This window comes from Idiomarina sp. OXR-189, assembly GCF_034373425.1.
Taxonomy (GTDB): domain Bacteria; phylum Pseudomonadota; class Gammaproteobacteria; order Enterobacterales; family Alteromonadaceae; genus Idiomarina; species Idiomarina zobellii.
The window spans coordinates 1,394,907-1,421,017 of sequence record NZ_CP139706.1 but is presented as its reverse complement, the minus strand read 5'-3'; the positions used below and the strand labels follow the sequence as shown (position 1 = coordinate 1,421,017).

Here is a 26,111-nt window from a genome sequence, read left to right as displayed (position 1 = left end):
AATGAAGATAAAAAGAAAGCCAGTAAACAGGGATTGTTTACTGGCTTTTTTGTGCTAGTCACACTTCGTCATTTCAGCAAATGAACGGGAACGGGCATTGGCATAGCCTGCCGTTTGTTCATCTCTGACGAACGTTAAACGACTTTCTCCTGACGCAACATTCAGCGCCTGGAAAGGCGTTTGTCTTTCAACTGCAGATGCCTTAGCCATTGGAGAAAAAGCTGAGCCACTGAGATCACGAGCTGGAATTATCGGAGTCTCGTTAGACTCTTTATTTTCCCGGTTTTGCTTACGTTGCTGTCCCGCTGCTCTTTGATGTCTTGGAGAACGGCGTGAACGGTTGCGCGCTTTTTTCTCAGAGACGTCTTCTTGAGCTTGTTCCGCAACTGGCTCCGAAGCTTCACTTTCCACTGAAGGAACTGACTCTGATTCAGTCTTCGTCACTTCAGCAGGTTCTGTCGTATCGCTAGCTTCTGTTGCTGCAACAGTTTCCGGTTGCTCAGGCTGTGATTCCTCGGCACTTGGCTCAGGAGTCTGAACCTGGTTTTCCGGAGCTTGCTCTTCCTGTTTCGGAGCTTCTGAGGCTTCAGGAGCAGGTTCCTCAGCAGACTTTTGCTCGTTAACCGGTAAGTGCTCTTTGTTTTCAACAAGTTCAGCAGCTGCCTGAATGCGAGGATCTAAAGTACGCTGTTGAGTTTGCTCATTGGTATTTTTCTCTACCGGTGCTGATGACTCAGCATTTTGCTCAACTGGCTTTTTCGCTTCAGCTTCTTTAGCGACAGAACTATCTTTCTGAGCCTGAGGAGCTGGCTGTTGTGATGCCTGGTTCTCAACTGAACCATCGCCTTTAACGCGAACGGATTTTTCCATTGGTTTACGTTGGCGGCGAGGCTTAACTTCTTTCGGTTTCTCAGGCGCTGCCTCAGTTTGCGGCGCTTGCTCAGCGCTTTGCTTCACCTGAGCATTAGCACCTTGAGCATTCTGTTGCTGGTTACGGTTACGTCCGCCGCGACGTCTACGATCGTTTCTACCGCGGTTCGGCTTGTTATTTGAACCTTTCGTTTCATCTGCGCTCTTATCCGATTTCGCAGAATCTGCAGCCGCTTTGTCCGCCGTATTATTACGACCTTGCTGCTGACGATTAGCAGGACGACGACCACGGCCACGGCGGTTATTGTTGTTTCGACGCGGGTTTGGTCTACGCTGATTAGAGCTTTGCTTGTTCTTATCGGTTTCTTCTTCACTCTCGAAAAGTTTACCCAGCCAAGTCGATAAGCGTTTTAATAAAGACGGTTTCTCAGGCTGTTTCGGTGTTGGCGCAGGAGCAGGGGTAGGTGCTGCACTTGGCGCTTGTAAACCTTTTAGTGCCGGTTCGTCAAACTTAGCAGACTCTTGAGTTAAGGTTATAGAAACCGATGACTCATGTTGTTCTGGCTTTTGTACCAACTCAAAGCTTGCTGCTTCTGGCACTTCATCATCACGGATACGCAGTACTTCGAAGTGTGGCGTTTCTAAGTGATGGTTTGGAATAATCACGATTTTAACATCATGACGCTTCTCAATATGATTTAGCGACTGACGTTTTTCGTTCAACAAGTACGTTGCTACGTCTACCGGTACTTGTGCATGAACCTGTATGGTGTTGTCTTTCAGCGCTTCTTCTTCAATGAGACGCAGAATAGACAAGGCTAACGAGTCACTAGAGCGAATAGTACCCTGACCATTACAGCGAGGACATACATTGTTTGCCGACTCACCAAGTGACGGACGCAGACGCTGACGAGACATTTCCATTAAGCCAAAACGCGAAATGCGAGCCACCTGAATACGGGCACGGTCTTGTGCAAGACTGTCACGTAGTCGATTTTCAACGTCGCGTTGGTGTCTGGCGGGTGTCATGTCAATAAAGTCGATAACGACTAAGCCACCAACATCACGAAGTCTCAGTTGACGCGCAATTTCTTCAGCCGCTTCCAGGTTTGTTTGCAGCGCTGTTTCTTCAATATCGCCGCCTTTAGTTGCGCGTGACGAGTTGATATCTATTGAAGTCAGAGCTTCGGTCGGATCAATAACAATTGAGCCACCTGAAGGTAGACGAACTTCACGTTGGAACGCTGACTCAATTTGGCTCTCAATTTGGTAATGGCTGAATAATGGAACATCGCCTTCATATTGCTTAACGCGCTGCAAGAAGTCAGGACGAATAATTTGAATATGATTACGTACCTGCTCGTAGACTTTCGGGCTATCGATAAGCACTTCGCCAATGTCACGACGTAAGTAGTCACGAAGGGCGCGGAAAATGACGTTACTTTCCTGGTGAATCAAGAATGGAGCAGGGCGCTCGGTAGCCGCTTTGCTAATAGCTTCCCAATGATGAATAAGAACGTTTAAGTCCCACTCTAATTCTTCTTTTGATTTGCCAACGCCTGCGGTACGGACAATAAGGCCCATTTCTTTCGGCACGTTGATTTCTGACAATGCTTCTTTTAAGGCAGAGCGCTCGTCGCCTTCAATACGGCGAGAAATACCGCCGGCACGAGGGTTATTTGGCATTAATACCAGGTAACTGCCTGCCAAAGAAATAAAGGTTGTTAGTGCCGCGCCTTTCTGACCACGCTCTTCTTTGTCGATTTGAACAATGACTTCCTGACCTTCAGAAACAACGTCTTTAATGTTTGGACGTCCCTGGAAGGTATATCCCTCTGGAAAGTAAGTCTTGGCAATTTCTTTTAAAGGAAGGAAACCATGACGCTCTGCGCCATAATCGACGAAAGCGGCTTCGAGGCTGGGCTCTATACGGGTTATTTTACCCTTGTAGATATTCGCTTTCTTTTGTTCATGTCCTGGACTTTCAATATCCAGATCGTAAAGGCGCTGGCCGTCGACCAACGCAACACGCAACTCTTCTAGCTGCGTGGCGTTTATTAGCATTCTTTTCATTACTGTGACTCAATGTTTCCGGGCCACAATATGACACACACACTCTGGTGCTCGTGCGATTATCGAATTCGTCTGTTGTACAGGCTTAGCGCCTGTGCCACCCGTCATTGAAACGTGTGGTTAAAATGATTTTGACTGTGCCGATAACACCATTACATCCGGTGTCATATTGTCGCTATATGTTACGTCTGCAATCGCTCTTTCTTTTGAGTGAGGTTTCTCTGTTCTTTTTCCGTGCCATCAACATCTCGGATTTTTGCTTATTCTCTTTGATTAAGACTTTTCAACCGTATGCTGATGTGGATAATGCGTCGCTCTGTTGACACGATTGCGCGAATTAGTTTCTTTGTCTGCCATCCACGATGGACTTTGACACTTAATTATTTCACGAAAAACGCCGAAAATACAAGCGCTAATTTCACTGAATATTGCTAGGAAGCGTGCTAAAATACCGCCATGAAGAGCATTCAACAAAAAGTCCGCTGGCATACCGTACTGACCGATGAATCGGGGCAGCGCCTGGACAATTTCCTTATTGCCCAATTAAACAAAGTGCCAAAGTCACTGGTTTATCGAATTATTCGTAAAGGCGAGGTGCGGGTTAATAAAAAACGGGCTAAGCCAGACTATAAAATAAATAGTGGCGACTTAATTCGTATTCCGCCGGTAAAAGTTGCTGAAAAGGCACCTTTACCTTCGGCTAAACTCGATAAAATAGCCCGCCTGGAAGAGCACATTCTATACGAAGATGCGTCTTTTATTGTCGTCAATAAACCTTCGGGTCTTGCCGTGCACGGCGGTTCGGGACTAAACTTCGGGCTAATTGAAGGACTTAGGGCACTAAGGCCTAATGACAAACACTTAGAGCTTGTGCACCGAATAGACAGGGATACCAGTGGCATTCTTTTGGTTGCGAAAAAGCGCTCAGTGCTGAAGTTACTGCATGAACAGTTGCGCAACAAAGAAATGAATAAGCAGTATTTGGCGTTAGTTAGAGGGCAGTGGCAAAAACGGGTGCGTTTGTTAGAAGCGCCGCTACAAAAGAACACGCTTCAATCTGGTGAACGGGTTGTTCGTGTCAGTGCAGAGGGTAAACCGTCGCAAACGCGTTTTCGTATTTATCAGCGCTATGCCGAGGGAACCCTTGTAGAAGCATCGCCGTTGACTGGCCGGACGCACCAAATTCGCGTGCATTGCCTGCATGCAGGACACCCCATCGCTAAAGATCCTAAATATGGTGACACTGACTTTGATGAATTAATGGCGTCTAAAGGACTGACACGACTATTCTTACACGCCTGGAAGCTTTCATTTAAGCACCCAGAAACGGAAAAAGATGTACAGTTCGAAGCGCCCTTAGATGAAAACCTCAGCGCGACCTTGTCGAAGCTAACGAAACAATGATGTAGGTTGCCGTAATGTCGAAATTTCAATTCGTTGTTTTTGACTGGGATGGAACCTTAATGGATTCCATTGGCCGTATCGTTTCGTCAATGCAGCGGACTGCCGAACACGTTGGTTTAGCAGTGCCCTCAGAGCAGGCTACAAAAGATATCATAGGGCTTAGTCTGGAGCCTGCTATTGAAAGGCTTTTTGGTGTTTTGGACTCCCAAAAAAAGCAGACCTTTTTAGAGCGTTACAAAGACGAATACGTCACACTGAACACAGTAGCATCGCCCATGTTTGACGATGCCGTTAACTCGCTTGAAGCGTTGCGCTCAAGCAATGTGCAACTCGGGGTTGCAACTGGCAAAGCTCGAAGAGGCCTGGACAGAGTGTGGCAGGAAACGAATATGACCCAGTTCTTTCCTTATTCCCGTTGCGCCAATGAATCAAAAGGCAAGCCGAACCCAGATATGCTCATAGAATTAATGCATGAGGCAGGCTACTCGCCTGACAATACAGTTATGGTGGGCGACTCAATACATGATATGAAAATGGCCAGTGCCGCTGGTGTTTTTCCTATTGGCGTGACTATGGGCGCGCACCGGGCCGACCAACTAAAAGCGGCAGGCGCTGAATATATTGCGTCATCTCTGACTGAACTTTCGAACTTTATTTTAAAGGAGAGGTTATGACACTCCCCCTTGTGCTTGGCTCTGGTTCAAAATACCGTCGGGCTATAATGGACAAACTGCACTTAATTTATAACGTCGTAAAACCAGACATTGATGAGTCTGCAATTAATGAAGAGCAGCCAGAGCAGCTGGTAGGGCGTTTAGCGGAAGAAAAAGCGCAAGCTGTGGCGAGAAAACTAAATGGTGAACCGTCTATTATTATTGGCTCCGATCAAGTCGCGGTATGCGACGGATTAATTCTTGGCAAGCCGGGTACCGAGGAAAAAGCCATTGAGCAGCTAAAAAGCTTTGTGGGCAAAACGGTGACCTTTTATACCGGGCTTGCTGTATTAAATTCCGAAACTTCTCAGTGCGAAGTACGAATTGAACCGTTCTTCGTAACCTTTCGGGATAATATAACGGCTGATGAAATAGCTCGATATGTTGAATTAGAGCAACCGCTTGATTGTGCCGGCAGTTTTAAAAGTGAAGGCCTGGGCGTCAGTTTGTTCAGTGAAATGAAAGGGAATGACCCTAATACTCTTATTGGACTTCCGACGATTGCGCTACTGGATATGCTAAGATCTCAGGGGATTAATCCGCTGAGTTAATTGATTGTAGATAATTGTCGGTAACGTCCGATTTATCTTGCCACTGAACACCAACTTAAGGTAACATTCGCGCGCTATGCAAAAGGTTCGTATTCCCGTAATGGTAGACCCCGTAAAATGTGCCAATAAAAAGGTCATTTATGAGGGCTTAGTACCAGCAAAAACGTTAACTCGGTTTCAGGAGTTGCTCGTAGAGTCATGTCCTGATCCTGACGTCAAAGTTGAGTTTGGTATTGATGAACAAGGCATAAGCTATTTTGCAGGTGACGCAAAGGTACATGTTCAAGTACGTTGCGAACGCTGCAATACGCCTTTAGCAGTTGATATTTTTGCGCAATTTGCGTATGCTCCTGTCACTAAGCGGCAGGTGGCTGATGACTTCCCTGAAAGCTATGAAGCTATCGAGGCGAATGAATTCGGTGAAATCAATCTGCATGGGCTTATCGAAGATGAATTAATTCTGGCAATGCCTTTAGTACCTAAGCACGACGCTAAGTCTTGTCAGGTAGACCGTGATGCGATGACATGGGGCGAAATCGACGAGTCTGATAAAGACGAATCTGATAACCCATTTGCCGTATTACAAGAATTAAAGCGTAAATAATCAGGAGATAGCGTAAATGGCTGTTCAAAAAAGTAAGAAAAGTCGTTCAAGACGCGACATGCGTCGTTCACACGATGCGATAGACGGCCCAACACTGTCGGTTGACTCAACTACGGGTGAGACGCATCGTCGTCACCACGTAACAGCCGACGGTTATTATAAAGGTCGCAAGGTCGTTAATAAGTAAGACAGGCTATGCCTGAACTTAATATAGCGATTGATGCAATGGGGGGCGATAATGGCCCCTCTATTGTTATTGAAGCTCTGGAACGAGCTGTTTCAACTTATCCCAATACCCACTTCACAGTGTTTGGTCACAAAGACCAAATAAATCCGCTATTAAAGCAATACAACCTCAATGAAAGCAATGCTGTCAGCCTTGTTCATGCTGAGCAGACTATTCTCATGGACGACAAACCTGGTCAGTCGTTACGTAGCAAACCTAATTCTTCTATGCGTCTTGCGCTGCAAGCCCTTGCCAATGAACAATGCCATGCAATGGTCTGCGGTGGTAATACCGGCGCCTTAATGACTAATGCGTATTTTACGGTAAAAACCTTACCCGGAGTTTTAAGGCCTGCGCTGATGACCGCTATTCCTAACCGTGTCGGTGGTAAGTCGTTTTTATTAGATTTAGGCGCAAACGCCAGCTGCGATTCCGATACCTTGTTCCAGTTTGGTGTAATGGGGTCGGTTGCTGCAGAGTACCTACTGGACATAGAAAAGCCGAAAATAAGTTTGCTCAACATGGGCGAAGAAGAAATTAAAGGCAGTGATGTGGTTCGTAATGCTGCAGTCAGACTCTCTCAGTGTGAAGGCTTAAATTACAACGGTTTTATTGAAGGCAACCATTTATTCAGTGGTCGCTCCGACGTTATCGTTTGCGATGGCTTTGTCGGTAACATTGCGTTAAAAAGCTGCGAAGGCTTGGCAACCTTTATTATTGAGCAAATGAGAGACACCCTAAACTCTCATTGGCTGTATCGATTTTTCTTCAAATTCTTACAACGACGTACGCATAAATCGTGGGACAGGCTGAAGCCCGACCACTACAACGGAGCAAGTTTGATAGGATTGCGCCAAGTGGTGATTAAAAGCCACGGAAGTGCCAATGCGGAAGCATTCTACAGCGCTATCCAGCAAGCTGTAGCAGAGGCGCACGAGCAGCTTCCTGACCGAATCAAGAACAGGGTCGAAGCGGTCTTATCTGAACAGCCTTAAAATGCAGAGTTGTTATGACATACTCGAGAATTGTTGGTACCGGTCATTATTTACCGGAGCAACGTCTTACAAATGATGATCTTGCCACCCGTGTTGACACATCAGACGAATGGATTACTGAACGTACCGGCATAAAAGAGCGACGCATTGCAGCCGCGAATGAGTCAGCCGCAACGCTTGGCTATGAAGCTGCGAAACAAGCCTTATTAAGTAGTCAGCTAAAAGCTCAGGATATCGACGTTATCGTTGTGGCGACAACCTCAGCTGAGCATGCGTTTCCAAGTGCTGCCTGCGAAATTCAGCGAATGCTCGATGTCACAAATATTCCCGCATTTGATATTGGTGCGGCTTGTTCAGGCTTTATTTTTGCGCTATCGGTCGCCGATAATTTCATTAAAACCGGTCAATATAAGCGTGCTTTAGTTATTGGCACCGATGTTCTGGCGCGACTGTGTAACCCCAACGACAGAAACACCTTGGTTCTGTTCGGTGACGGGGCCGGTGCGGTCATACTCGAGCAGAGTAAAGAGCCCGGTGTTGTTTCAACGCACTTGTACAGCGCGGGTGAATACAGTCATTTACTGGGGGCGAGACAGGCAAACCGCAAAGCTAGCCCGCAAGACGATGCCTGGATGTACATGAAAGGCAATGAAGTCTTCAAAGTTGCTGTGGCAAAACTGAGTAGCTTGGTTACCGATACATTGTCGGCGAATAAGATGTCACCGGAAGAATTGGATTGGTTGGTACCACACCAGGCGAACCTGCGCATTATTAAAGCGACGGCAAAAAAATTAAACATGTCGATGGAACAAGTGGTTATTACTTTGGACAAAACAGGTAATACATCTGCCGCATCGGTGCCAATTGCGTTAGACTGGGCGATTAAAGATGGTCGCGTTAAACGTGGGCAGAACCTATTATTAGAAGCCTTTGGTGGTGGATTCGCCTGGGGCTCAGCATTAATTCGATATTAAGAGGGTAGTTATGACGACAGCGTTATTTTTCCCGGGGCAAGGCTCGCAGAGCGTTGGTATGCTTGGTGAATTAGCCGACGAGTTTGGGATCATAAAAGAGACGTTCGCACAGGCAAGCGATGCCCTTGGTTATGATGTGTGGGAGCTTGTGCAGCAAGACCCCAATAACCAGCTCAATGAAACACAGTTCACTCAACCTGCGTTACTGACTGCCAGTGTTGCGCTATATCGTGTTGCTAAAGACAAAGGTCTAGGCGATGACCTGGTCATGGCAGGGCACAGCCTGGGAGAATATTCGGCGTTGGTTTGTGCAGGCGCTATCGACTTTAAAGATGCAGTTAAACTCGTTGAAGCACGCGGCAAGTTTATGCAGGAAGCTGTTGCTGATGGTGAAGGGGCAATGGCAGCCGTTATCGGTTTAGATGACGATGTTATTAAGCAAATTTGTGAAGAGCAGGCCCAGGGCGAAGTTGTCACTCCGGTAAATTATAACTCACCGGGGCAAGTCGTTATTGCCGGTCATGCCTCAGCAGTTTCCCGTGCCGGCGAAGCGTTGAAAGAAGCAGGCGCTAAACGTGTTTTACCTCTGCCTGTTAGCGTGCCTTCGCACTGTGCGTTAATGAAGCCAGCAGCCGAAAAATTAAAGCAGGAACTGGAAAGTATTACCGTGAAGTCACCGGTAATTGAGGTTATCAACAATGTTGATGTCATGGTTGAGACAGACCCGGCAGCGATAAAAGACGCATTGGTCCGACAGCTTTATTGTCCGGTGCGTTGGACAGAGTCTGTTGAGAAAGCCGCTAATATGAGCGTGGAAAAAGCATTCGAAGTCGGTCCGGGGAAAGTATTAACGGGCTTGAATAAACGTATAACTAAATCATTTAATTGTTCAGCGTTAAACACCGCTGAAGCATTGAATTCAATTTAAAAGGTGAATAAGTGATGAGCTTGGAGAATAAAGTTGCGTTAGTAACAGGAGCTAGTCGTGGCATTGGCAAAGCAATCGCGCAGCAGCTTGTTCAGCAAGGAGCAACAGTAATAGGCACCGCAACTTCAGAGAAAGGGGCTGCCGCTATTTCCGATTACCTTGGTGATAAAGGCAAAGGTATTGCTTTGAACGTAACTGACGCTGATAGCGTTCAGGAAACAGTAAAGTCGCTTGAAAAAGAGTTCGGTAGTATCGATATTCTGGTCAATAATGCCGGTATTACTCGCGACAACTTAATGATGCGTATGAAAGACGACGAATGGAACTCTGTTATCGACACCAATTTAACGGCTATTTTCCGTGTCTGTAAAGCAGTGGTTCGTGGCATGATGAAACGTCGTAATGGTCGCATTATTAATATCAGTTCAGTGGTTGGTACCACAGGGAACCCTGGGCAGGTTAACTATTGCGCCGCGAAAGCGGGGCTGGTTGGCTTCAGTAAGTCTTTGGCCAAAGAAGTGGCAGCACGAGGTATTACCGTGAACTGCGTGGCACCAGGATTTATTGATACGGATATGACAAAAGCATTAACGGAAGAGCAAAAAGAAAGTATTTTTGCTAATATTCCTGCTGCACGATTAGGCAAGCCAGATGAAATTGCGTCTGCGGTGACATTCTTGGCGTCAGATGGAGCAGCTTATATTACCGGTGAAACCATTCACGTTAATGGCGGAATGGCGATGGTTTAAGCGGTCAGCGGTACGACCTCTTAACTTTATCGGAATTTTTACTTTATTAATGGGGCTGGTTTCACTAAACTACGGCCAACTTTCACTCTCGCGACGACTATTTGAGGGATATTATAAATGAGTACTATCGAAGAACGTGTAAAGAAAATCATTATTGAACAACTGGGTGTTAAAGAAGAAGAAGTTAAGCCTGAAGCGTCATTTGAAAATGACCTGGGTGCTGACTCTTTAGACACAGTTGAATTGGTTATGGCTTTGGAAGAAGAATTCGAAACTGAAATTCCTGATGAAGAAGCTGAAAAAATCAAAACTGTTCAAGCAGCAATTGATTACGTAAATAATCACTCTGACGATTAATTTTTCAGAGAATTATTGAGACAATAGGCGGAACCTTGGTTCCGCCTATTTTCGTTATGACACTGATAAAACAGTTTTTTAATACTCACCCAATTGACCCCGATGCTCTTGACCGAGGGCTTCAGTTTGGCGATGGCCATTTCACCACTCTTCGTATTGTTAATGGTGTTCCAGAGCACTTAGACGCACATATTGCCCGACTGGCTCATGCCAACGACGCTTTACGCATCCATTACCCGGCAATAAGCACTTTACAGGTTCGGTTGAAGACATTGGCAGCAGAGGTTGAGGAAGGGGTGTGTAAGGTGATTATAACTCGGGGAAGTAGTGCCCAGGGTTATGGCTTTGATAGCCGCGCAGAAGCCAATGAATACATTCAGGTAAGCTCATTACCGACACCCCAAAAACCTCTAGATATTGAGTTGGCTGACTTTGTTTTGGCGCAACAGCCTATGCTTGCGGGACTAAAAACATTAAATCGCTTAGAACAAGTGTTGCTCAGTGCTGAAAAGTCGGAAAAAGGCGTTGATGACCTAATTGTTTGTACCAGTGACGGCACTGTTATAGAGGCTATTCAAGGTAATGTATTTTGGCGGATGGGTGACCAGTGGTTTACACCGTCACTGACAACGGCAGGGGTTAATGGCGTTATGCGGCAATACATCATAGAAAGCAATGCGCTCGCTAACCTTAGCGTAAAAGATTGTACAGCGACTGAACTGGCGTGCGCAGAGCAAATTTTCATTTGCAACAGCGTCCGAGGCGCTGTTCCTGTTCACTCATTTAATGGTAAAGTATTCGAAAAGAATCCGTTACCCAAGAAGATACAACGCCTGGCTTTATGACTTTACTTAAACGTTTGTTTTTAATCGCTCTTTTTTTTATTGTCATTGGCGCAGGAGTGCTTGGCTACGGTTACTATTATTTATCTCAGCCTTTTGGAAATGCCAATCAAAGTGAACCACTTGTGCTTGAGTTTCCTAAAGGAAAGCATGCCCGCTACGTTGTTGCACAAGTTACTCAGCATTACTCACTTGATAAATCCGTGCTAAATAATACACAGCTGAGTTATGGTTTTAGCCGCTTACTTGGCGGGGTAAGTCATTTAAGAGCAGGTGTTTACGAGATTAAGCCAACGCATAATTGGTTTGATGTATGGAGAAAACTCGCAAACGGCGACGAACTTCAGTTTTCGGTTACTCTGGTGGAAGGTCACACACTGGAACAGTGGCTATTGAAGTTGAACGAGGCAACTTATTTAACGGGTGACGCGCAAACGGCTGCTGACAGGTTAAGAACTGAGTTAGGAGCTTCTTATGATTCGTTAGAAGGTCTTCTATTGCCCGAAACTTATACTTATCGAGCGTATTCGTCAGCTGAGAGCATTTTAAGAGACGCATACGAGTCAATGCAGCGCACATTAGCTGACGTATGGAATGAACGCTCAGATGATTGTCCGGTTGACTCGCCTTATGAATTATTAGTTTTAGCGTCAATTATTGAGAAAGAGACGGGCATAGCGGGTGAGAGAAGTTTGGTTGCCAGCGTGTTCGCAAACCGACTTGCTATTGGCATGCGCTTGCAGTCCGATCCGACAACAATATACGGTGTTGAAAACTTCGACGGTAATCTAACACGCGCACATTTACGTGAGAAAACGGCTTATAACACCTATAGAATTAATGGGTTACCGCCGACACCTATCGCTATGCCAAGTCGGGCTTCGTTAGAAGCAGCCGCAAACCCTGATGAGTCGCCGTATTATTATTTTGTTGCTGATGACACGGGTGGTCATGTGTTTTCAAAAACGCTGGAAGAACATAATAAAGCTGTACGCCGTTACCAACTAAATAAAGAGTAAATATGAAAGGGAAGTTTGTTGTTATTGAAGGTCTGGAGGGAGCAGGTAAAAGTTCTGCTATCGCCAATGTGATCACGCATTTGCAAGCTAAAGGTATTGAAACTGAAGCCGTGCGCGAACCCGGTGGAACGCCGTTGGCTGAGTCGTTACGCGACTTGGTCAAGAAAAAGTGGGATGAAACCTTAGTCCCGACAACCGAGCTGCTGCTCATGTACGCTAGCCGTGTACAGCTAGTCGAAAATGTCATTAAGCCACACTTAATGAATGGCACTTGGGTTATTGGTGATCGTCATGATTTATCATCGCGGGCGTATCAGGGCGGTGGCAGACAGCTTGGCGATGAACTGTTACAAAAGCTGCGTGAATTAACACTGGACAGCTTTTATCCGGATTTGACCATCTTACTGGATGTTGATGAGGAAGTGGGCCTTGAGCGAGCCAGGGAGCGAGGCGAGCTGGATAGAATAGAAGAAGAGGACTTGGCGTTTTTTAAACGAACACGGCAGGCCTACCTGAACATTGCGGCGAAAGACCCGTCGATTTTTGTGATAGATGCAAATCAACCTATGTTAAAAGTGCATAAAGCCATTCTAAGAACCCTTGAGGAGAATTTGTTTTAATGGCCGCTCCCTGGTTACGCGATGCATGGTTACGTTTAGTGACTGCTTTTGAAAGCAATCGGTTAGCCCATGCGTATTACTTAAAACACTACCCGGACAAAGGCAGTAACAGCTTCATTGAGCAGTTCACCAAGTATTTGCTTTGCCAGTCGAAAGGGAAGAGTGCTTGTAACCAATGTAAATCGTGCTTGCTGTACGCCGCGGGAAACCATCCGGATACCTGGACACTCGATGGCACAGAAGCCAGTCGCATTGGGGTTGATGAGGTTCGAGACCTACAAAAAAACATTGTGAATAAGGCAAACCAGGGCGGTTTTAAAGTTGCCGTTATTTTGCAAGCTGAAAAAATGACTGAGCAGGCGTCTAATGCTTTACTGAAAGTACTTGAAGAGCCGCCTGCTGATACCTGTTGGCTAATATCAACGAAAGAGCCTGAACAATTATTGCCAACATTGCGAAGCCGCATGCAGTGGCTCAGCATTCCTTACCCTGAAGCCGAACAAACTGATGAACAAACTGCGCAAGCTGCGGAGCTATTCGACGCTTTGCATAAGCTGACCCCACTACCTGAGCTAAAAGACAAAGCAGTTGCGGCAGAGTGGTTGAATACGTCTGAGCGCTTAGCATCCGATATGCTCGCTCAGTTAAACCGGCTTCCCGCTGAGCGTTTTTACTTTCCTGGCGTGCGAGAGCGGTATGAACGATTAACGCAATGCTCTTGGTTGACTGCGTCGCATCTCAGTCAATGGGTATCGGAATGCCGACAGTTACGTCAGACATATCAGGGCTCCCCCGGCGTTAATTTGCCGTTATTATTAACCCTTATCTGGAGCCGCTGGTCACACTTTCTGCTGGGTGAAGAATAAGGCTCCTGTTGCAATAAACGGAGCCTTTATGTCCCACGTTATATCTGTTGAGCTTGAGTCTGCTCACGAGTTGGCAACGCGAATGGTGCCACTCTTTAAATACACATCATTTTTAATGCCTGAAACCAGTGAACATTACTATAAGTTGGGAGAAAGACTTGATGTGTCGCTGACATTGCATGATCGGCCGTGTCCTTTTTACTTCAGCACACAAGTGACCTGGCTGTTTGAAAACAGGCAGTTGCCCTGCGTTTTAACCTTGCTCCCCAAAGACCTGGCGACAGGGCATCGATTAAACTATCTGACTCACAAGCATAAGTCTGAATATGGTAAACTGTTCCGTTCATTATTAAATTCTTGCGCAACTTAATTGCAACGGAGCACTGGATGTTTGTTGATTCGCATTGTCATTTAGATCGTATTGACCCAGAGAAAGTCGGTACAGACCTGGCTGGATTAGTAGAGAATGCCCGCAAAAATAACGTGGAGCATATGCTGTGTGTTTGTGTCACGCTCGATGAGTACCCGCAAATGCGCGATACCGTTTCTGCGTATGACAATGTTTCTATATCCTGCGGTGTGCATCCCCTTTACGTCAATGAAGAGAGCATGGGCGCTGATGAAATGGCGGCAAAGTTAACAGAGCTAGCCAGCGAACCAAGGGTTGTTGCCATTGGTGAAACAGGGTTGGATTACTTTTATGATCCGGACTCGAAAGTGAAACAACAAAACAACTTCGAGCAGCACATTGCTGTAGCAGGGCAGTTGAATAAACCTCTTATTATTCATACCCGGGAAGCCCGTGAAGATACCCTGGCTATGTTAAAACAAGGCCACGCGGATAAACCTGGCGGTGTTTTACATTGCTTTACCGAGTCTTACGAAATGGCAAAAGAAGCCATCGACTCATTAGACTTTTATATTTCCATTTCTGGTATTGCGTCTTTTCGAAATGCATCGGAATTAAGAGACACAGTTAAAGCATTGCCTTTAGACAAACTACTTATTGAAACTGACAGCCCCTGGTTAGCACCGGTGCCTCATCGTGGCAAAGTGAATCAGCCGGCCTACGTTACTGATGTCGCAAAATGCGTAGCAGACGTTAAAGGTATTACGCTGGAAGAGGTTGCACGCGTGACCACTGAGAACTTTTATAAGCTGTTTAAAGCATCTTAATGAGCTGTGTATAACTTGTCGATAAAACATTTTTAATTGTTCAAAAACATAAAGTTAAAAGAAACTGTAAAAAAATTAGACATCCTTCGATTATTGTCTAAACTAAAAATTGTTGGATGAATTTTAAGCAGGATAAATGAGACTGTTTTATCATGAGTTAGCGCACGGCTCATCCCATGAGCCATTCCCCTATACCCGGAACAATCTGGATTGGTTCCGGGTTTTTTTTATCCAAAATAAACGAAAAGAGCGATCAATCAACCGATTAGCTCCGTAGCTATTTGAGTCACCCTTTGAATTAAGGAGTCATAATGCCTACGACTGTCGAACAAAATAAACGTCCCGATTACGACGACGTCATTGTCGATATCGCCGACTATGTAATGAATTATAACGTCACAAGCGAAGAAGCCTGGAGTACGGCGAAGTACTGCCTTATGGATACGCTGGGCTGCGGTATGTTGGCATTAGGTTATCCGGAATGTGCCAAACATTTGGGACCACTGGTACAAGGGACACAGGTTCCCAATGGCGCTCGTGTTCCTGGTACACAGTTTTCTTTAGACCCCGTTAAAGCTGCGTGGGATATAGGCTGCATTGTTCGTTGGCTGGATTTCAATGATACCTGGCTGGCGGCAGAATGGGGACACCCGTCTGATAATTTAGGTGGCATTTTAGCGACCGCCGACTTCATTTCTCAGCAGCGACGCAGCCGTGGGCTTAAACCTCTTGTTATTAAAGACGTGCTGGAAGGCATGATAAAAGCCCATGAAATACAGGGTAATCTGGCCATAGAAAACAGCTTTAACCGAGTTGGGCTTGACCATGTTGTACTGGTAAAAGTGGCGTCAACAGCTGTTGTTAGTTGGCTAATGGGTGCCAGCAAAGAGCAAATTATGGCAGCGCTGTCTCAGGCTTGGGTCGATGGTCAGTCATTGAGGACTTATCGCCATGCACCCAATGCGGGCTCCCGTAAATCGTGGGCAGCGGGGGATGCCACCTCTCGGGCAGTGCGTCTGTCAGATATAACGATGCGTGGTGAAATGGGAATCCCCGGCGCTTTGACTGCGCCACAATGGGGTTTTTATGATGTTCTCTTTAGTAAGACAAATAAAGATCAGAAGCTGAAAGACGAAGAAGATCGAAAATTTAAGTTTCAGCGCGATTACAGCAGTTACGTTATGGAAAACATTCTGTTTAAACTGTCTTTCCCGGCAGAGTTTCATGCTCAAACAGCGTGTGAAGCTGCAGTAACGCTTCATTCCGATGTAAAAGGTAAGGTAGACGACATAGAGAAAGTCGTTATTACGACACATGAATCTGCGATTCGTATTATCTCCAAAGAAGGGGAGCTGGCTAACCCCGCAGATAGGGATCATTGCTTACAGTATATGACCGCAGTGCCCTTAATTTGGGGGGAACTGAATGCTGATCACTATGAGGACGGATTTCATCAGGCGCATCCGGAAATCGATGCTCTTCGAGAAAAAATGGTCGTCGAAGAAGACCGTCAGTACAGTGAAGATTATCTGAATCCGGATAAGCGCTCCATTGCCAACGCGGTACAAGTCTTCTTCAAAGATGGCACTAAAACAGAAACGGTGGCAGTGGAGTACCCAATAGGGCATCGCAACCGCCGTGACGAGGGTATTCCTGTACTCAAAGAAAAATTTAAAGCGAGCTTAAGTAAGCGGTTCCCGGCAAGTCAGGCGAATGAGATATTTAAGCTGTGTACTGAAAACGACTCGTTTGACCAAATGCCGGTCGATAGTTTTATGGATAAATGGGTTATTTAATGGCAATAAAGGCTGTCGTCACTTGCGACAGCCTTTATTTCTTTATCCTTAAGTTGATTCAGCCTTTCCAAATAATCAAAAGAATAAGCACCGGGCAAACAAATTTGACGTACCAGGGCCATATTTTCCAGAACCAGCTTTTATCGATATCCGGTGAACCTTGCTTTAAAGCTTTCAGCAGGTGATTCTGGCGTAAGACCCAAGTCAGCATAATAGCGAACACCAGAGCCATTATTGGCTGCATATAAACGGTGCTGAATGTGACTACCGCCCCAAATAAGACCTCAAAATTATAAATAATTGTAGTCGAAATAGCGGTGACAATAAGAGTGACTATCCACACCCCTGAGCTTCTGTCGCAGCGAGCTTCTTCGCGCAATGCGTTTACCGGTGCTTCCAGCATAGAAATAGAGGATGTAATGGCTGCTATAACCATCAATAAAAAGAAGCCGAACGAGACGAATAAGCCTGCCGTTCCAAGTGTGTCAAACATTGAGGGTAATACGGTAAATACCAGTGTATCGGCGGAGAGCAGGGTACCGTCATCTGCGTATATTTGAACGCCATTGGACTGAGCAACGAACATAGCGGGTAAAATTAAAAGCCCGGCTAAAAAGGCCACGCTGGTATCTATACCAGCAACCCAGGCGGCTGTTTTAGGAATATTCTCTTTATTCGATAGATAGGCGCCGTAAGTCATCATTACGCAAACACCTAGCGATAATGAGAAAAAGGCCTGACCCATGGCTCGTATGATAAGTTGCGGGTCGCTAATTTGGGAAAAGTCAGGGACTAAATACATTTTAAGGCCTTCAAGAGCGCCTTCCTGAGTCAGAATGTATGCTGACATACCAATTAAGAGGACAAACAGCATTGGCATGAGCCGTCGTGACCAGCGTTCTATGCCGTTATTGACACCTGAACGCACCACGTAGACGGTTAACAGCATAAAGAAGACCATGGTCGCCATATTTCTGGCTTCTGAAAATTCGACAAACCATGCGGCAGTGTCCGGCAGGCCAACGAAGATAAGTAGCGGCGATATCATATACGAAATAAGCCAGCCGGATACGATGGCATAAAAACTTAAAATCAAACTAAGGACGATAAGCCCGACGACCCCGGCTATAGCTCCGGTTCCTCTGAAGAAGGCTTTATCGGATAAATTTCTTAACGCTTCAATTGGGTTGTTTTGACGAATTCGGCCGATGGTGACTTCTGCCACAAGCATAGGGTAGGCGAGAATGGCAATCATAATGAGGTAAACCAGTAAAAAGGCGCCTCCGCCGTTACTGGCTGCCTGAGTTGGAAAGCCCCATATATTGCCAACCCCAACGGCGGAGCCGGCAGCTGCGAGAATAAAGCCTAATCGTGAGGCGAAAGCCGGAGACGTATTTTTAGCCATAGTAATATTGTTATTATTATTGATTTGAGTCAGTGCTCGATTATGGCGGAGTTAATTCGCCGCGTAAATTCTTCTGTAATAGTTTTTGAATTTCATTGTGAGAAATGTCTTGCGACAGTAGGTAATGTAACTTGGTTAGCGCGGCTTCAATGGTCATATCGGAGCCGGACACTAAGCCAAGCTTTGCCAGTGCATTGCCGGTAGCATAACCATCCATATCAACGCGCCCACGGAAACACTGTGTGCAATTTAAAATTGTAATTCCGTTATCGATACCGCGCTTTAAAACAGAAAGCAGAGCATCGTTTTGCGGCGCATTGCCGACGCCATAACTTTGCAGAATAAGTGCCTTCACCGGCTGCTTTAACTGGTTGTCGATTATGTCAGGTGAAATGCCCGGATAAAGCATGACCACGCCGATAGGCTGTGGCGTCATTTCAACCACGTTGAGCTCACTCGGTTTGGCATCTGTTTCGGAAAGTTGACCGGCATTTAAGCGAATTTGTATGCCAGCTTCCAGCAACGAAGGGAAATTGGGTGATGAAAACGCATTAAAGCCATTAGCATCCGACTTCGTTGAACGATTTCCGCGAAATAAGGTGTTATTAAAAAACAGGCCGACTTCCGGAATCGGATAGTTAGCAGCAACGTAAAGGGCATTCAGCAAGTTCGTTTGACCATCGGAACGCAGTGCTGCTAAAGGAATTTGTGAACCGGTAACGATGACTGGCTTATTGAGATTCTGTAGCATGAACGATAGCGCTGATGCTGTATAGGCCATGGTATCGGTACCATGGAGGATGACGAATCCGTCATAGTCCGAGTAATTGTTCTCAATATCCCGGGCTATTGTGACCCAGTCAGCCGGTGTCATGTTTGAGGAGTCCATCAAAGGACAGTATTCATGAATAACAAACTCCGGCATTTCTTCCCTGAAAAACTCCGGCATTTTTTGTACGCAATCACTTAAGTGCCCCGCAACCGGAACGTATCCTTGTTCCGATTTTTTCATACCTATGGTTCCACCGGTATAAGCAACATATATCTTTTTACGAGGCACTTGCGTCTCCTGTCGACATTCTTAGTAACGAATGTCGATTATTCTAACGCGGTTGCGGACACAGTGCACAGTATGAGTAAATGTTTTTCGGGTCGTTGAAATTTCTCAGTACCGCTGTTTCAGACTGAACGTCACTGAATAGCTTCAATAACCAATCACTACTATTGTCACGACTCACCTTAGGTAACAAGTTGCTAGCCGCACTATTGTTAAACAGTTCAGCAAAGAACTGCTCTTGTGGTGACAATTTCTGCTGAACAATATTCACATCATACTTTTCAATAGAGGCTAGCTCTGCTGCTAGTTTAATAGCGTCGTCGTAGTCACCTAAGGTATCAACCAGACCACGTTTCATTGCTTGACGACCTGTCCAGATACGGCCCTGAGCTATTTCATGTACGTCATTTTTGCTCATATTACGGGCGTTAGCGACAAGGCTTAAGAAGTTGTCGTAGGTATTTTCCACCGACTTTTGAATCATCGTTTGCTGGTAGTCTGTCATTTCTTCCATAGGGTTTATGGATTCAATTTCAGTGGTGCTGATAGAGTCACTGTGAATACCAATAGCCGCAAGGCTGTCTTCCAGGTTCATCAGTAATCCAAACACACCGATAGAGCCGGTAATGGTAGTAGGGGAAGCAATGATTTTATCAGCATCTGCGGCAATCCAGTAACCGCCTGAGGCCGCGACTGAGCTCATTGATGCTACAACCGGAATACCATCTTCTTTTGCTTGCAATAACTCCTGACGAATAATTTCTGATGCGAAAGCGCTGCCACCCGGGCTGTCAATGCGAAGCACAATGGCTTTGGTGTTTTCGTCATTACGGGCATCGCGAATAAGTTTAGCGGTACTGTCGCCACCAATCATACCGGCTTTTTGAGAACCGTCGACAATTTGGCCTCGCGCAACAACAACACTGATCTTCGGTTTGTCTTTTGCTTTTGGTGCCGGCATTGGTGGTTTTTGCGCGGTCAGGTAGTTATCAAAAGTAATGTGCTTGAACGTTTCTTTCTCTTCGTCAAGCCCCGCCAAATTAATAAGCTCATTACGAACCTCAGTGCGTGTTTTCAGTGCATCGACTAAGTTGTTGTCTAATGCCATGCGTGCCATGTCGCCGTTTGCTTCGTCAAACGCGGCCATGTAATCATCAATTTTGCCACTGGTTAAGCGAGGGTTGATATTACGAGTGGTAGTAACGCTATTACGAAACTCGGCCCATAACTCGCTATATAACGTTTCATTGGCTTCCCGGGCTTCGTCTGACATGTCGTTACGAATAAAGGGTTCAACCGCAGCCTTGAATTTACCGACTTTAAAAACGTGCGGCTTAACTTTTAGCTTCTCAAGCAACTCTTTAAAGTAAACCTGGTTGTAATCAAGGCCTTCAAAAACGACACCACCCATTGGGTTTAAATAAAGCTGATCAGCGTGGGCTGCAATATAATACTGATGTTGCGCATAGTAATCGGCGTTACTAATAATGGGCTTACCTGAGGTTCTGAACTCTTCTAATGCCTCAGTAACAGCGCTCAGTTTATTAATGCCACTTGGGTAGAGACCCTGAAGATCTAAGTAAAGCGCGCCAATACGATCATCGTTCTGAGCCATCTCAATACTTTCTACAACATCGGCCACTAATACTTCGGGAATATCATCACCGCCGCCAAGTGCTTCAGAAAAGAATTTATCAATAGGAGAGACCCAGGTTTCTTCTTCAACGAGAATACCTTGTGGGTTAAGTACCAGTATGCCGTTTTCAGGCACTTCAATAGGGTCTTCGCCACTTATCATGCTGGCCAGGAAAATAGCCAACACAATAAAGAAGACTAAATTTATAATGACCTTTCGGGTACCGTTGATTATTCGCCAAATATATTTAAAGATTGAGCTCACTGAACGCATAGCTATCACTCATTGTTATTTAAGAAATGTCTTAAGCATATCGAAAGTGGTCTATGCAAGCTAGCCGGAGAATGTAACGAACCGTTACATAATGATAAAGGTTGATATATGGATGCAGTAGAGTTATTAACAACGCGCTCTTCAATGCCACGGCTGATAGAGCCTGGGCCCAGCGTCGAACAATTGGAGCTAATAAAAAAGTCAGCGGTGAGAGCACCCGATCATATGTCGTTAGCGCCGTACGAGTTTATACAATTTCAGGGAAAGGATCGTGGAATTCTGGCTGACATCTATCAGCAGGCGGCGCGTATTAATGACTTTTCTGAAACCATTGTTGAGCAAGCGGGGCAGTTACCGTTCCGTGCTCCTTTAGTGATAGCGGCCTGTCTAAGGTATCAAGAGCATCCGAAAGTACCGCGTGAAGAGCAGCTATGTACCGTTGCTTGTGCTGTTCATGGCATGCAGCAAGCGGCTTTTGCGCAGGGACTCGGGGCAATTTGGCGTACCGGTTGGACCGCGGAAGATGATTACGTCAAAGAGCAGCTGGGTTTAGCTGAAGACGACGCTATTGTTGGCTTTTTGTACGTAGGCACGCCTGCTGTACCTACGCCAATAAAACCTGAAAAAGATGCTGAACCGTATTTTGTTTCAGCAAAAGATAAAGTGCTGAGTTAAAACTCAGCACTTTTAGGAGCACGTGGGAAAGGAATGACATCGCGAATGTTTTGTACGCCGGTGACGTAAGCAACTAAGCGTTCAAAACCAAGCCCAAAGCCTGCATGCGGGACGGTACCGTAGCGGCGAAGGTCACGATAAAACTCATACTCTTCCATTGGTAGGTTCATTTCTTCAATACGCTTATCAAGAATATCTAAACGCTCTTCGCGAGCAGAACCACCAATAATTTCACCAATGCCCGGAGCTAATACGTCCATTGCAGCAACGGTTTTTCCGTCTTCGTTTTGGCGCATATAGAACGCTTTAATATCACGCGGATAGTTTTTCAAAATAATCGGCGCGCCAACGTGCTCTTCGGCTAAGTAACGCTCGTGTTCAGATTGCAAATCGACGCCCCATTCAACCGGGTATTCAAATTTCTTGCCGCAGTTTTTCAGAATCTCAATAGCGTCTGTGTAATCCATGTGAACGAAGTTGCTGTTCACAATGGCTTCTAAACGACTGACGGCTTCTGAGTTAATGCGTTTAGCGAAAAACTCCATGTCGTCAGGGCGCTCTTGAAGGACTGCTTTGAAAACATACTTAAGCATGTCTTCAGCTAAGTCAGCGACATCATCAAGTGATGCGAAAGCAAGCTCTGGCTCGACCATCCAAAACTCGGACAAGTGGCGGCTGGTATTCGAGTTTTCAGCGCGGAACGTTGGCCCAAAGGTATAGACCTTAGACAACGAGCACGCATAAGACTCAACGTTTAGCTGACCCGATACGGTCAAAAAGGCTTCTTTACCAAAGAAGTCTTCAGAAAAATCGACTTCACCCTTTTCTGTTTTCGGTACATTGAGTAAATCTAACGTTGATACACGGAACATTTCACCAGCGCCTTCACAATCTGACGTGGTGATAATAGGGGTGCTAACCCATAAATAGCCGTTTTCGTGAAAGAAGCGGTGAATAGCTTGCGACAAAGAGTTACGAACACGCATCACTGCGCCGGTAATGTTGGTTCTTGGGCGCAAATGGGCGTATTCACGCAAGTATTCCATGCTGTGACGTTTCGGCGCCATCGGATAGGTGTCTGGATCTTCGACCCAACCATAAACGTGGACTTTCGTCGCTTGCAGCTCGAACGACTGACCTTGCCCCTGAGAAGGAACGACCACACCGGTAATAGCAACAGAACAACCCGTAGTCAGCTTTTGCACTTCATTACTGTAGTTAGGAAGCTCAGCAGGAACAACGGCTTGAACGGCTTCGAAACAGGAGCCATCATGCACATTAATAAACGAAATACCCGCTTTTGAGTCACGGCGCGTACGCACCCAACCGCGAACCGTTACCGTTTCATCGACGGGGATTTTGCCTTCCAGAATATCCACTACAGAAGCATACGACATGGGTTTCTATTCTCCGAAATTTACACTATTTTGCGAATCAAAGGTTGCTATGTTACCTCGGATTGGCGCAGACTCAAGTATAACCCCGTTAACAGAGAGAAAAATTATGAAAAGGGGCTCTATAAACGACTTGAAAAAAGTACCTTTTTGGTCACGAGTACTTGGTTTGCTGTGCATTGTTGGCTGGATAGTGTTTGTCATCGCTACAGTCGTCTTTAATTACGCAAAGCCCGAGCGTAATACCATACTGACACAAATCTTTGGTATTCCGGTTCGGGATTACTGGCATATAACACTAGGCGACTTATTTGTTATCACACTTTGCATTGGCTTAGTGATTAGCCTTATAAGCCTGGCGCTCAACTTTGTGCTCTTTAGGCAGCATAAACAGCATATTTGGGTGAACCTGGTGATACTTATTTTAAGCTGCCTGGGTGGCTTATCACTTTATTTCTTCAGCTTTTAAACGCTTTTTGCGTAGTCAGCCATTGCCGAGCATAACGTTGATAACTCCTGCTCGCTAATAATATAAGGCGGCATAATATAAAGCAGCCGACCAAAAGGGCGTATCCAAACGCCGTGTTTAATGAATAAACGCTGCGCTTCAGCGACGTCGATTGTCTGTTCCATCTCCAACACACCAATAGCACCAAAAACTCGTGCTTCGCGCACGGAGCTTAGCTCATTTAAAGGCAGTAACTTCTCTTTGAGGTGTTTCTCTATGGTACTCACTTGCTGCTGCCAATTGCCTTCACTAACTATGGCTAATGACTCGGATGCGACAGCGCAAGCTAGGGGGTTCCCCATAAAAGTAGGTCCGTGCATGAGCGCGCCACCAGCAGGGCCTTGCCCGATAGTTTCAGCGACCTTTGCGGTCGTGACGGTTGCTGCTAACGTCATATAGCCACCCGTTAACGCTTTACCAAGACAAATGATATCGGGCGTTACTTCGGCGTGTTCGCAGGCAAATAATTTTCCGGTTCGACCAAAGCCAGTGGCAATTTCATCGGCAATGAGCAGCACCTCGAATTTATCACAAAGCGCTCGTATAAGTTTCAGGTAGTTAGGGTGGTAAAAACGCATGCCGCCGGCACCCTGAACAATAGGTTCAAGAATAACGGCGGCTAATTCTTTATGGAACTGTTCGAACCATAGTGTCAACTGCTGGCCAGAAGTTTCATCCCATTCATCGTCGGGTGTTAACTCAGGGGCATCAGCAAAAATTTGCGTAGCAATGGCTTTATTAAAAAAGCTGTGCATGCCATTTTCCGGGTCACACACCGACATAGCTTTGAAGGTGTCACCGTGATAACCGCCTTTTATGGTTAACAGCTTAGACTTCTCAGGGCGTGACTGCGCCAACCAGTACTGCAGGGCCATTTTTATGGCCACTTCGACACTGACAGAGCCTGAATCTGCAATAAACACTTTCTCTAACGGAGCGGGCAGCATATCAACCAGTTGTCGCCCCAGTTTAATTGCCGGCTCGTGAGTCAGCCCCCCAAACATCACATGGCTGACGGTATCTATTTGTTGATGGGCAACCTTATCCAACCGTGGGTTACGATAGCCGTGAATGACCGCCCACCAGGAGGACATTCCGTCAATAAGCTGCTCGCCGCTTTTAAGGGTAATAGTGGCACCTTTTGCTGAGCTCACTTCATAGGACGGTAGTGGGTGACTCATTGAGGTATAAGGGTGCCATAAATGTTGGCGGTCGAAGGCTTCATTACTTAAACGGCTTGATGAGGTCATAAATTACCCAGTTGTAAAGTTTATATGCTTGTGTAAATTGACAGGGGAATGATAACGCATATTCTATGCGACATTAACTGTTCAAATGACGAGATTATTAATATGTCTGCCATTCGCAATGACTGGACCATTGAAGAAGTCCAGAATTTACTACAGCTTCCGTTTAACGACTTAATGTTCAAAGCCCAGAGTGTTCACAGAGAGCACTTTAACCCGAATGAAGTACAGGTCAGTACGCTGCTTTCTATTAAAACCGGAGCGTGTCCTGAAGACTGCAAATATTGTCCACAGAGCGCGCATTACCATACCGGACTTGACCGGGAGCGATTGATGGCTGTTGAAAGTGTCTTGCAGGAAGCGCAAGCGGCGAAAGACAAAGGAGCCAGTCGTTTTTGTATGGGGGCTGCATGGCGTAACCCGAAAGACAGAGATATGCCTTACATTATGGAAATGATTAAAGGCGTTAAAGAGCTGGGTTTAGAAAGTTGCATGACACTGGGCATGCTGAGTGCAGAGCAAGCGAAGCTGCTGCAACAGGCCGGGCTTGATTACTATAACCATAACCTGGACACCTCGCCGGAGTTTTATGGCGACATTATTACCACACGAACTTATCAGGACCGCATTGACACCCTGACCAATGTTCGTGACGCTGGTATGAAAGTTTGTGCAGGCGGCATCGTTGGTATGGGAGAAAGTGTGAAAGATCGCGCTTCATTGTTGGTGCAGCTCGCTAACTTACCTAAGCACCCTGAAAGTGTACCCATTAATATGTTGGTGAAAGTTGAAGGAACGCCTTTCGCTAAGCTCGAAGACTTAGATAATTTTGAGTTCGTACGTACTGTTGCTGTTGCCCGTATTCTAATGCCGCAGTCGCATGTTCGTTTGTCGGCTGGCCGTGAAGATATGAATGACGAAATGCAGGCGCTATGTTTCTTAGCTGGTGCTAACTCGATATTTTATGGTGAGAAACTACTGACCACAGCCAACCCCGAAGCAGATGCTGACCTTCGTTTGTTCGAGCGCTTAGGCATTACACCAGAGCAGACCGATGGCTATGATGACGAGGTACATACGGCTGTAATTGAAGATGCCATTGCTGAACAAGAGCAGCCGGTTCGTTTCTACGACGCATCTTAAATTAACAGCC

At 46.0% G+C, this 26,111-nt stretch carries 26 protein-coding genes; 20 read left to right on the top strand and 6 right to left on the bottom strand.

Annotated features, from left to right (window positions below; genetic code table 11):
• Nucleotides 1-54: 54 nt before the first annotated feature.
• Nucleotides 55-2,943 (bottom strand): ribonuclease E, encoded by a 2,889-nt coding sequence (gene rne / locus UM402_RS07030; RefSeq protein ID WP_322295270.1) that lies wholly within the window; start codon nt 2,941-2,943, stop codon nt 55-57.
• A gap of 456 nt (nt 2,944-3,399) precedes the next feature.
• On the opposite strand from rne, the gene rluC reads away from it, so the two are divergent.
• From rluC to UM402_RS06945, 17 genes are all read left to right on the top strand, one after another.
• Nucleotides 3,400-4,347 carry a 23S rRNA pseudouridine(955/2504/2580) synthase RluC gene (gene rluC, locus UM402_RS07025; RefSeq protein WP_058579139.1) on the top strand — a complete coding sequence of 316 codons (948 nt, stop codon included), beginning with the start codon at nt 3,400-3,402 and terminating at the stop codon, nt 4,345-4,347.
• 14 nt (nt 4,348-4,361) lie between these two features.
• Complete coding sequence (locus UM402_RS07020; RefSeq protein WP_058579140.1) at nt 4,362-5,021, top strand: HAD-IA family hydrolase; 660 nt, start codon at nt 4,362-4,364, stop codon at nt 5,019-5,021.
• Nucleotides 5,018-5,611: a Maf family protein gene (locus tag UM402_RS07015; RefSeq protein ID WP_058579141.1), complete on the top strand. Its 594-nt coding sequence runs from the start codon at nt 5,018-5,020 to the stop codon at nt 5,609-5,611. The genes UM402_RS07020 and UM402_RS07015 overlap by 4 nt, the downstream gene beginning before the upstream one ends.
• A 76-nt stretch (nt 5,612-5,687) precedes the next feature.
• On the top strand, nt 5,688-6,215 hold the full coding sequence (yceD, locus tag UM402_RS07010; protein WP_058579142.1) for a 23S rRNA accumulation protein YceD: 528 nt from the start codon (nt 5,688-5,690) through the stop codon (nt 6,213-6,215).
• 16 nt (nt 6,216-6,231) lie between these two features.
• A complete protein-coding gene (rpmF, locus tag UM402_RS07005; RefSeq protein WP_011234590.1) occupies nt 6,232-6,402 on the top strand; it encodes a 50S ribosomal protein L32 in 171 nt (56 codons plus the stop codon).
• Nucleotides 6,403-6,410: 8 nt separating this feature from the next.
• Nucleotides 6,411-7,436 carry a phosphate acyltransferase PlsX gene (gene plsX / locus UM402_RS07000; RefSeq protein ID WP_058579143.1) on the top strand — a complete coding sequence of 342 codons (1,026 nt, stop codon included), beginning with the start codon at nt 6,411-6,413 and terminating at the stop codon, nt 7,434-7,436.
• Nucleotides 7,437-7,450: 14 nt separating this feature from the next.
• A complete protein-coding gene (locus tag UM402_RS06995) occupies nt 7,451-8,410 on the top strand; it encodes a beta-ketoacyl-ACP synthase III (protein ID WP_058579144.1) in 960 nt (319 codons plus the stop codon).
• A gap of 10 nt (nt 8,411-8,420) precedes the next feature.
• A complete protein-coding gene (fabD, locus tag UM402_RS06990) occupies nt 8,421-9,338 on the top strand; it encodes an ACP S-malonyltransferase (RefSeq protein ID WP_058579145.1) in 918 nt (305 codons plus the stop codon).
• 14 nt (nt 9,339-9,352) lie between these two features.
• The gene (gene fabG, locus UM402_RS06985; protein WP_058579146.1) at nt 9,353-10,087 is read left to right on the top strand and encodes a 3-oxoacyl-ACP reductase FabG; all 735 of its coding nucleotides are present in this window, start codon (nt 9,353-9,355) and stop codon (nt 10,085-10,087) included.
• 117 nt (nt 10,088-10,204) lie between these two features.
• Nucleotides 10,205-10,444 (top strand): acyl carrier protein, encoded by a 240-nt coding sequence (gene acpP / locus UM402_RS06980; RefSeq protein ID WP_053953786.1) that lies wholly within the window; start codon nt 10,205-10,207, stop codon nt 10,442-10,444.
• 35 nt (nt 10,445-10,479) lie between these two features.
• Entirely contained in the window at nt 10,480-11,289 is an 810-nt protein-coding gene (pabC, locus tag UM402_RS06975; RefSeq protein WP_322295269.1) for an aminodeoxychorismate lyase, read from the top strand.
• Nucleotides 11,286-12,305, top strand: coding sequence for an endolytic transglycosylase MltG (mltG, locus tag UM402_RS06970; protein WP_058579147.1), 1,020 nt, complete (start codon nt 11,286-11,288; stop codon nt 12,303-12,305). Before pabC ends, mltG begins: the two co-directional genes overlap by 4 nt.
• 2 nt (nt 12,306-12,307) lie before the next feature.
• Nucleotides 12,308-12,925, top strand: a complete 618-nt coding sequence (gene tmk / locus UM402_RS06965) for a dTMP kinase (RefSeq protein WP_058579148.1) — start codon at nt 12,308-12,310, stop codon at nt 12,923-12,925.
• On the top strand, nt 12,925-13,791 hold the full coding sequence (locus UM402_RS06960; protein WP_058579149.1) for a DNA polymerase III subunit delta': 867 nt from the start codon (nt 12,925-12,927) through the stop codon (nt 13,789-13,791). The genes tmk and UM402_RS06960 overlap by 1 nt, the downstream gene beginning before the upstream one ends.
• A gap of 28 nt (nt 13,792-13,819) precedes the next feature.
• The gene (locus UM402_RS06955) at nt 13,820-14,161 is read left to right on the top strand and encodes a hypothetical protein (protein WP_053953782.1); all 342 of its coding nucleotides are present in this window, start codon (nt 13,820-13,822) and stop codon (nt 14,159-14,161) included.
• Nucleotides 14,162-14,178: 17 nt separating this feature from the next.
• Nucleotides 14,179-14,967 carry a TatD family hydrolase gene (locus UM402_RS06950; RefSeq protein WP_053953781.1) on the top strand — a complete coding sequence of 263 codons (789 nt, stop codon included), beginning with the start codon at nt 14,179-14,181 and terminating at the stop codon, nt 14,965-14,967.
• A 311-nt stretch (nt 14,968-15,278) separates the two neighbouring features.
• Entirely contained in the window at nt 15,279-16,763 is a 1,485-nt protein-coding gene (locus tag UM402_RS06945; RefSeq protein ID WP_058579150.1) for a bifunctional 2-methylcitrate dehydratase/aconitate hydratase, read from the top strand.
• A gap of 58 nt (nt 16,764-16,821) precedes the next feature.
• On the opposite strand, the gene UM402_RS06940 is transcribed toward UM402_RS06945, so the two are convergent.
• The 3 genes from UM402_RS06940 to sppA are packed head-to-tail and all read right to left on the bottom strand — an operon-like array spanning nt 16,822 to nt 21,134.
• Complete coding sequence (locus tag UM402_RS06940) at nt 16,822-18,168, bottom strand: sodium-dependent transporter (RefSeq protein WP_058579151.1); 1,347 nt, start codon at nt 18,166-18,168, stop codon at nt 16,822-16,824.
• A gap of 40 nt (nt 18,169-18,208) precedes the next feature.
• On the bottom strand, nt 18,209-19,228 hold the full coding sequence (ansA, locus tag UM402_RS06935; protein WP_058579152.1) for an asparaginase: 1,020 nt from the start codon (nt 19,226-19,228) through the stop codon (nt 18,209-18,211).
• A gap of 43 nt (nt 19,229-19,271) precedes the next feature.
• Nucleotides 19,272-21,134 carry a signal peptide peptidase SppA gene (sppA, locus tag UM402_RS06930; RefSeq protein WP_063744330.1) on the bottom strand — a complete coding sequence of 621 codons (1,863 nt, stop codon included), beginning with the start codon at nt 21,132-21,134 and terminating at the stop codon, nt 19,272-19,274.
• A gap of 108 nt (nt 21,135-21,242) precedes the next feature.
• Here sppA and UM402_RS06925 point away from each other — a divergent pair, with 108 nt between their 5' ends.
• Nucleotides 21,243-21,809, top strand: coding sequence for a nitroreductase family protein (locus tag UM402_RS06925; RefSeq protein WP_058579153.1), 567 nt, complete (start codon nt 21,243-21,245; stop codon nt 21,807-21,809).
• On the opposite strand, the gene asnS is transcribed toward UM402_RS06925, so the two are convergent.
• The gene (asnS, locus tag UM402_RS06920) at nt 21,806-23,206 is read right to left on the bottom strand and encodes an asparagine--tRNA ligase (protein ID WP_053953776.1); all 1,401 of its coding nucleotides are present in this window, start codon (nt 23,204-23,206) and stop codon (nt 21,806-21,808) included. The genes UM402_RS06925 and asnS overlap by 4 nt on opposite strands.
• A gap of 130 nt (nt 23,207-23,336) precedes the next feature.
• Between asnS and UM402_RS06915 the strand changes: the two genes are divergently transcribed.
• On the top strand, nt 23,337-23,672 hold the full coding sequence (locus tag UM402_RS06915; RefSeq protein ID WP_273267425.1) for a hypothetical protein: 336 nt from the start codon (nt 23,337-23,339) through the stop codon (nt 23,670-23,672).
• Here the strand turns inward: UM402_RS06915 and bioA are convergent.
• Nucleotides 23,669-24,961, bottom strand: a complete 1,293-nt coding sequence (gene bioA, locus UM402_RS06910; RefSeq protein WP_058579155.1) for an adenosylmethionine--8-amino-7-oxononanoate transaminase — start codon at nt 24,959-24,961, stop codon at nt 23,669-23,671. The genes UM402_RS06915 and bioA overlap by 4 nt on opposite strands.
• A gap of 102 nt (nt 24,962-25,063) precedes the next feature.
• On the opposite strand from bioA, the gene bioB reads away from it, so the two are divergent.
• Complete coding sequence (bioB, locus tag UM402_RS06905; protein ID WP_058579572.1) at nt 25,064-26,101, top strand: biotin synthase BioB; 1,038 nt, start codon at nt 25,064-25,066, stop codon at nt 26,099-26,101.
• Nucleotides 26,102-26,111: the final 10 nt, after the last annotated feature.

Excerpts from the sequence above, each read along its gene's own strand:
- rne (WP_322295270.1), bottom strand. The coding sequence starts at position 2,943 with ATGAAAAGAATGCTAATAAACGCCACGCAGCTAGAAGAGTTGCGTGTT.
- rluC (WP_058579139.1), top strand. The coding sequence starts at position 3,400 with ATGAAGAGCATTCAACAAAAAGTCCGCTGGCATACCGTACTGACCGAT.
- UM402_RS07020 (WP_058579140.1), top strand. The coding sequence starts at position 4,362 with ATGTCGAAATTTCAATTCGTTGTTTTTGACTGGGATGGAACCTTAATG.
- UM402_RS07015 (WP_058579141.1), top strand. The coding sequence starts at position 5,018 with ATGACACTCCCCCTTGTGCTTGGCTCTGGTTCAAAATACCGTCGGGCT.
- yceD (WP_058579142.1), top strand. The coding sequence starts at position 5,688 with ATGCAAAAGGTTCGTATTCCCGTAATGGTAGACCCCGTAAAATGTGCC.
- rpmF (WP_011234590.1), top strand. The coding sequence starts at position 6,232 with ATGGCTGTTCAAAAAAGTAAGAAAAGTCGTTCAAGACGCGACATGCGT.
- plsX (WP_058579143.1), top strand. The coding sequence starts at position 6,411 with ATGCCTGAACTTAATATAGCGATTGATGCAATGGGGGGCGATAATGGC.
- UM402_RS06995 (WP_058579144.1), top strand. The coding sequence starts at position 7,451 with ATGACATACTCGAGAATTGTTGGTACCGGTCATTATTTACCGGAGCAA.
- fabD (WP_058579145.1), top strand. The coding sequence starts at position 8,421 with ATGACGACAGCGTTATTTTTCCCGGGGCAAGGCTCGCAGAGCGTTGGT.
- fabG (WP_058579146.1), top strand. The coding sequence starts at position 9,353 with ATGAGCTTGGAGAATAAAGTTGCGTTAGTAACAGGAGCTAGTCGTGGC.
- acpP (WP_053953786.1), top strand. The coding sequence starts at position 10,205 with ATGAGTACTATCGAAGAACGTGTAAAGAAAATCATTATTGAACAACTG.
- mltG (WP_058579147.1), top strand. The coding sequence starts at position 11,286 with ATGACTTTACTTAAACGTTTGTTTTTAATCGCTCTTTTTTTTATTGTC.
- tmk (WP_058579148.1), top strand. The coding sequence starts at position 12,308 with ATGAAAGGGAAGTTTGTTGTTATTGAAGGTCTGGAGGGAGCAGGTAAA.
- UM402_RS06960 (WP_058579149.1), top strand. The coding sequence starts at position 12,925 with ATGGCCGCTCCCTGGTTACGCGATGCATGGTTACGTTTAGTGACTGCT.
- UM402_RS06955 (WP_053953782.1), top strand. The coding sequence starts at position 13,820 with ATGTCCCACGTTATATCTGTTGAGCTTGAGTCTGCTCACGAGTTGGCA.
- UM402_RS06950 (WP_053953781.1), top strand. The coding sequence starts at position 14,179 with ATGTTTGTTGATTCGCATTGTCATTTAGATCGTATTGACCCAGAGAAA.
- UM402_RS06945 (WP_058579150.1), top strand. The coding sequence starts at position 15,279 with ATGCCTACGACTGTCGAACAAAATAAACGTCCCGATTACGACGACGTC.
- UM402_RS06940 (WP_058579151.1), bottom strand. The coding sequence starts at position 18,168 with ATGGCTAAAAATACGTCTCCGGCTTTCGCCTCACGATTAGGCTTTATT.
- sppA (WP_063744330.1), bottom strand. The coding sequence starts at position 21,134 with ATGCGTTCAGTGAGCTCAATCTTTAAATATATTTGGCGAATAATCAAC.
- UM402_RS06925 (WP_058579153.1), top strand. The coding sequence starts at position 21,243 with ATGGATGCAGTAGAGTTATTAACAACGCGCTCTTCAATGCCACGGCTG.
- asnS (WP_053953776.1), bottom strand. The coding sequence starts at position 23,206 with ATGTCGTATGCTTCTGTAGTGGATATTCTGGAAGGCAAAATCCCCGTC.
- bioA (WP_058579155.1), bottom strand. The coding sequence starts at position 24,961 with ATGACCTCATCAAGCCGTTTAAGTAATGAAGCCTTCGACCGCCAACAT.
- bioB (WP_058579572.1), top strand. The coding sequence starts at position 25,064 with ATGTCTGCCATTCGCAATGACTGGACCATTGAAGAAGTCCAGAATTTA.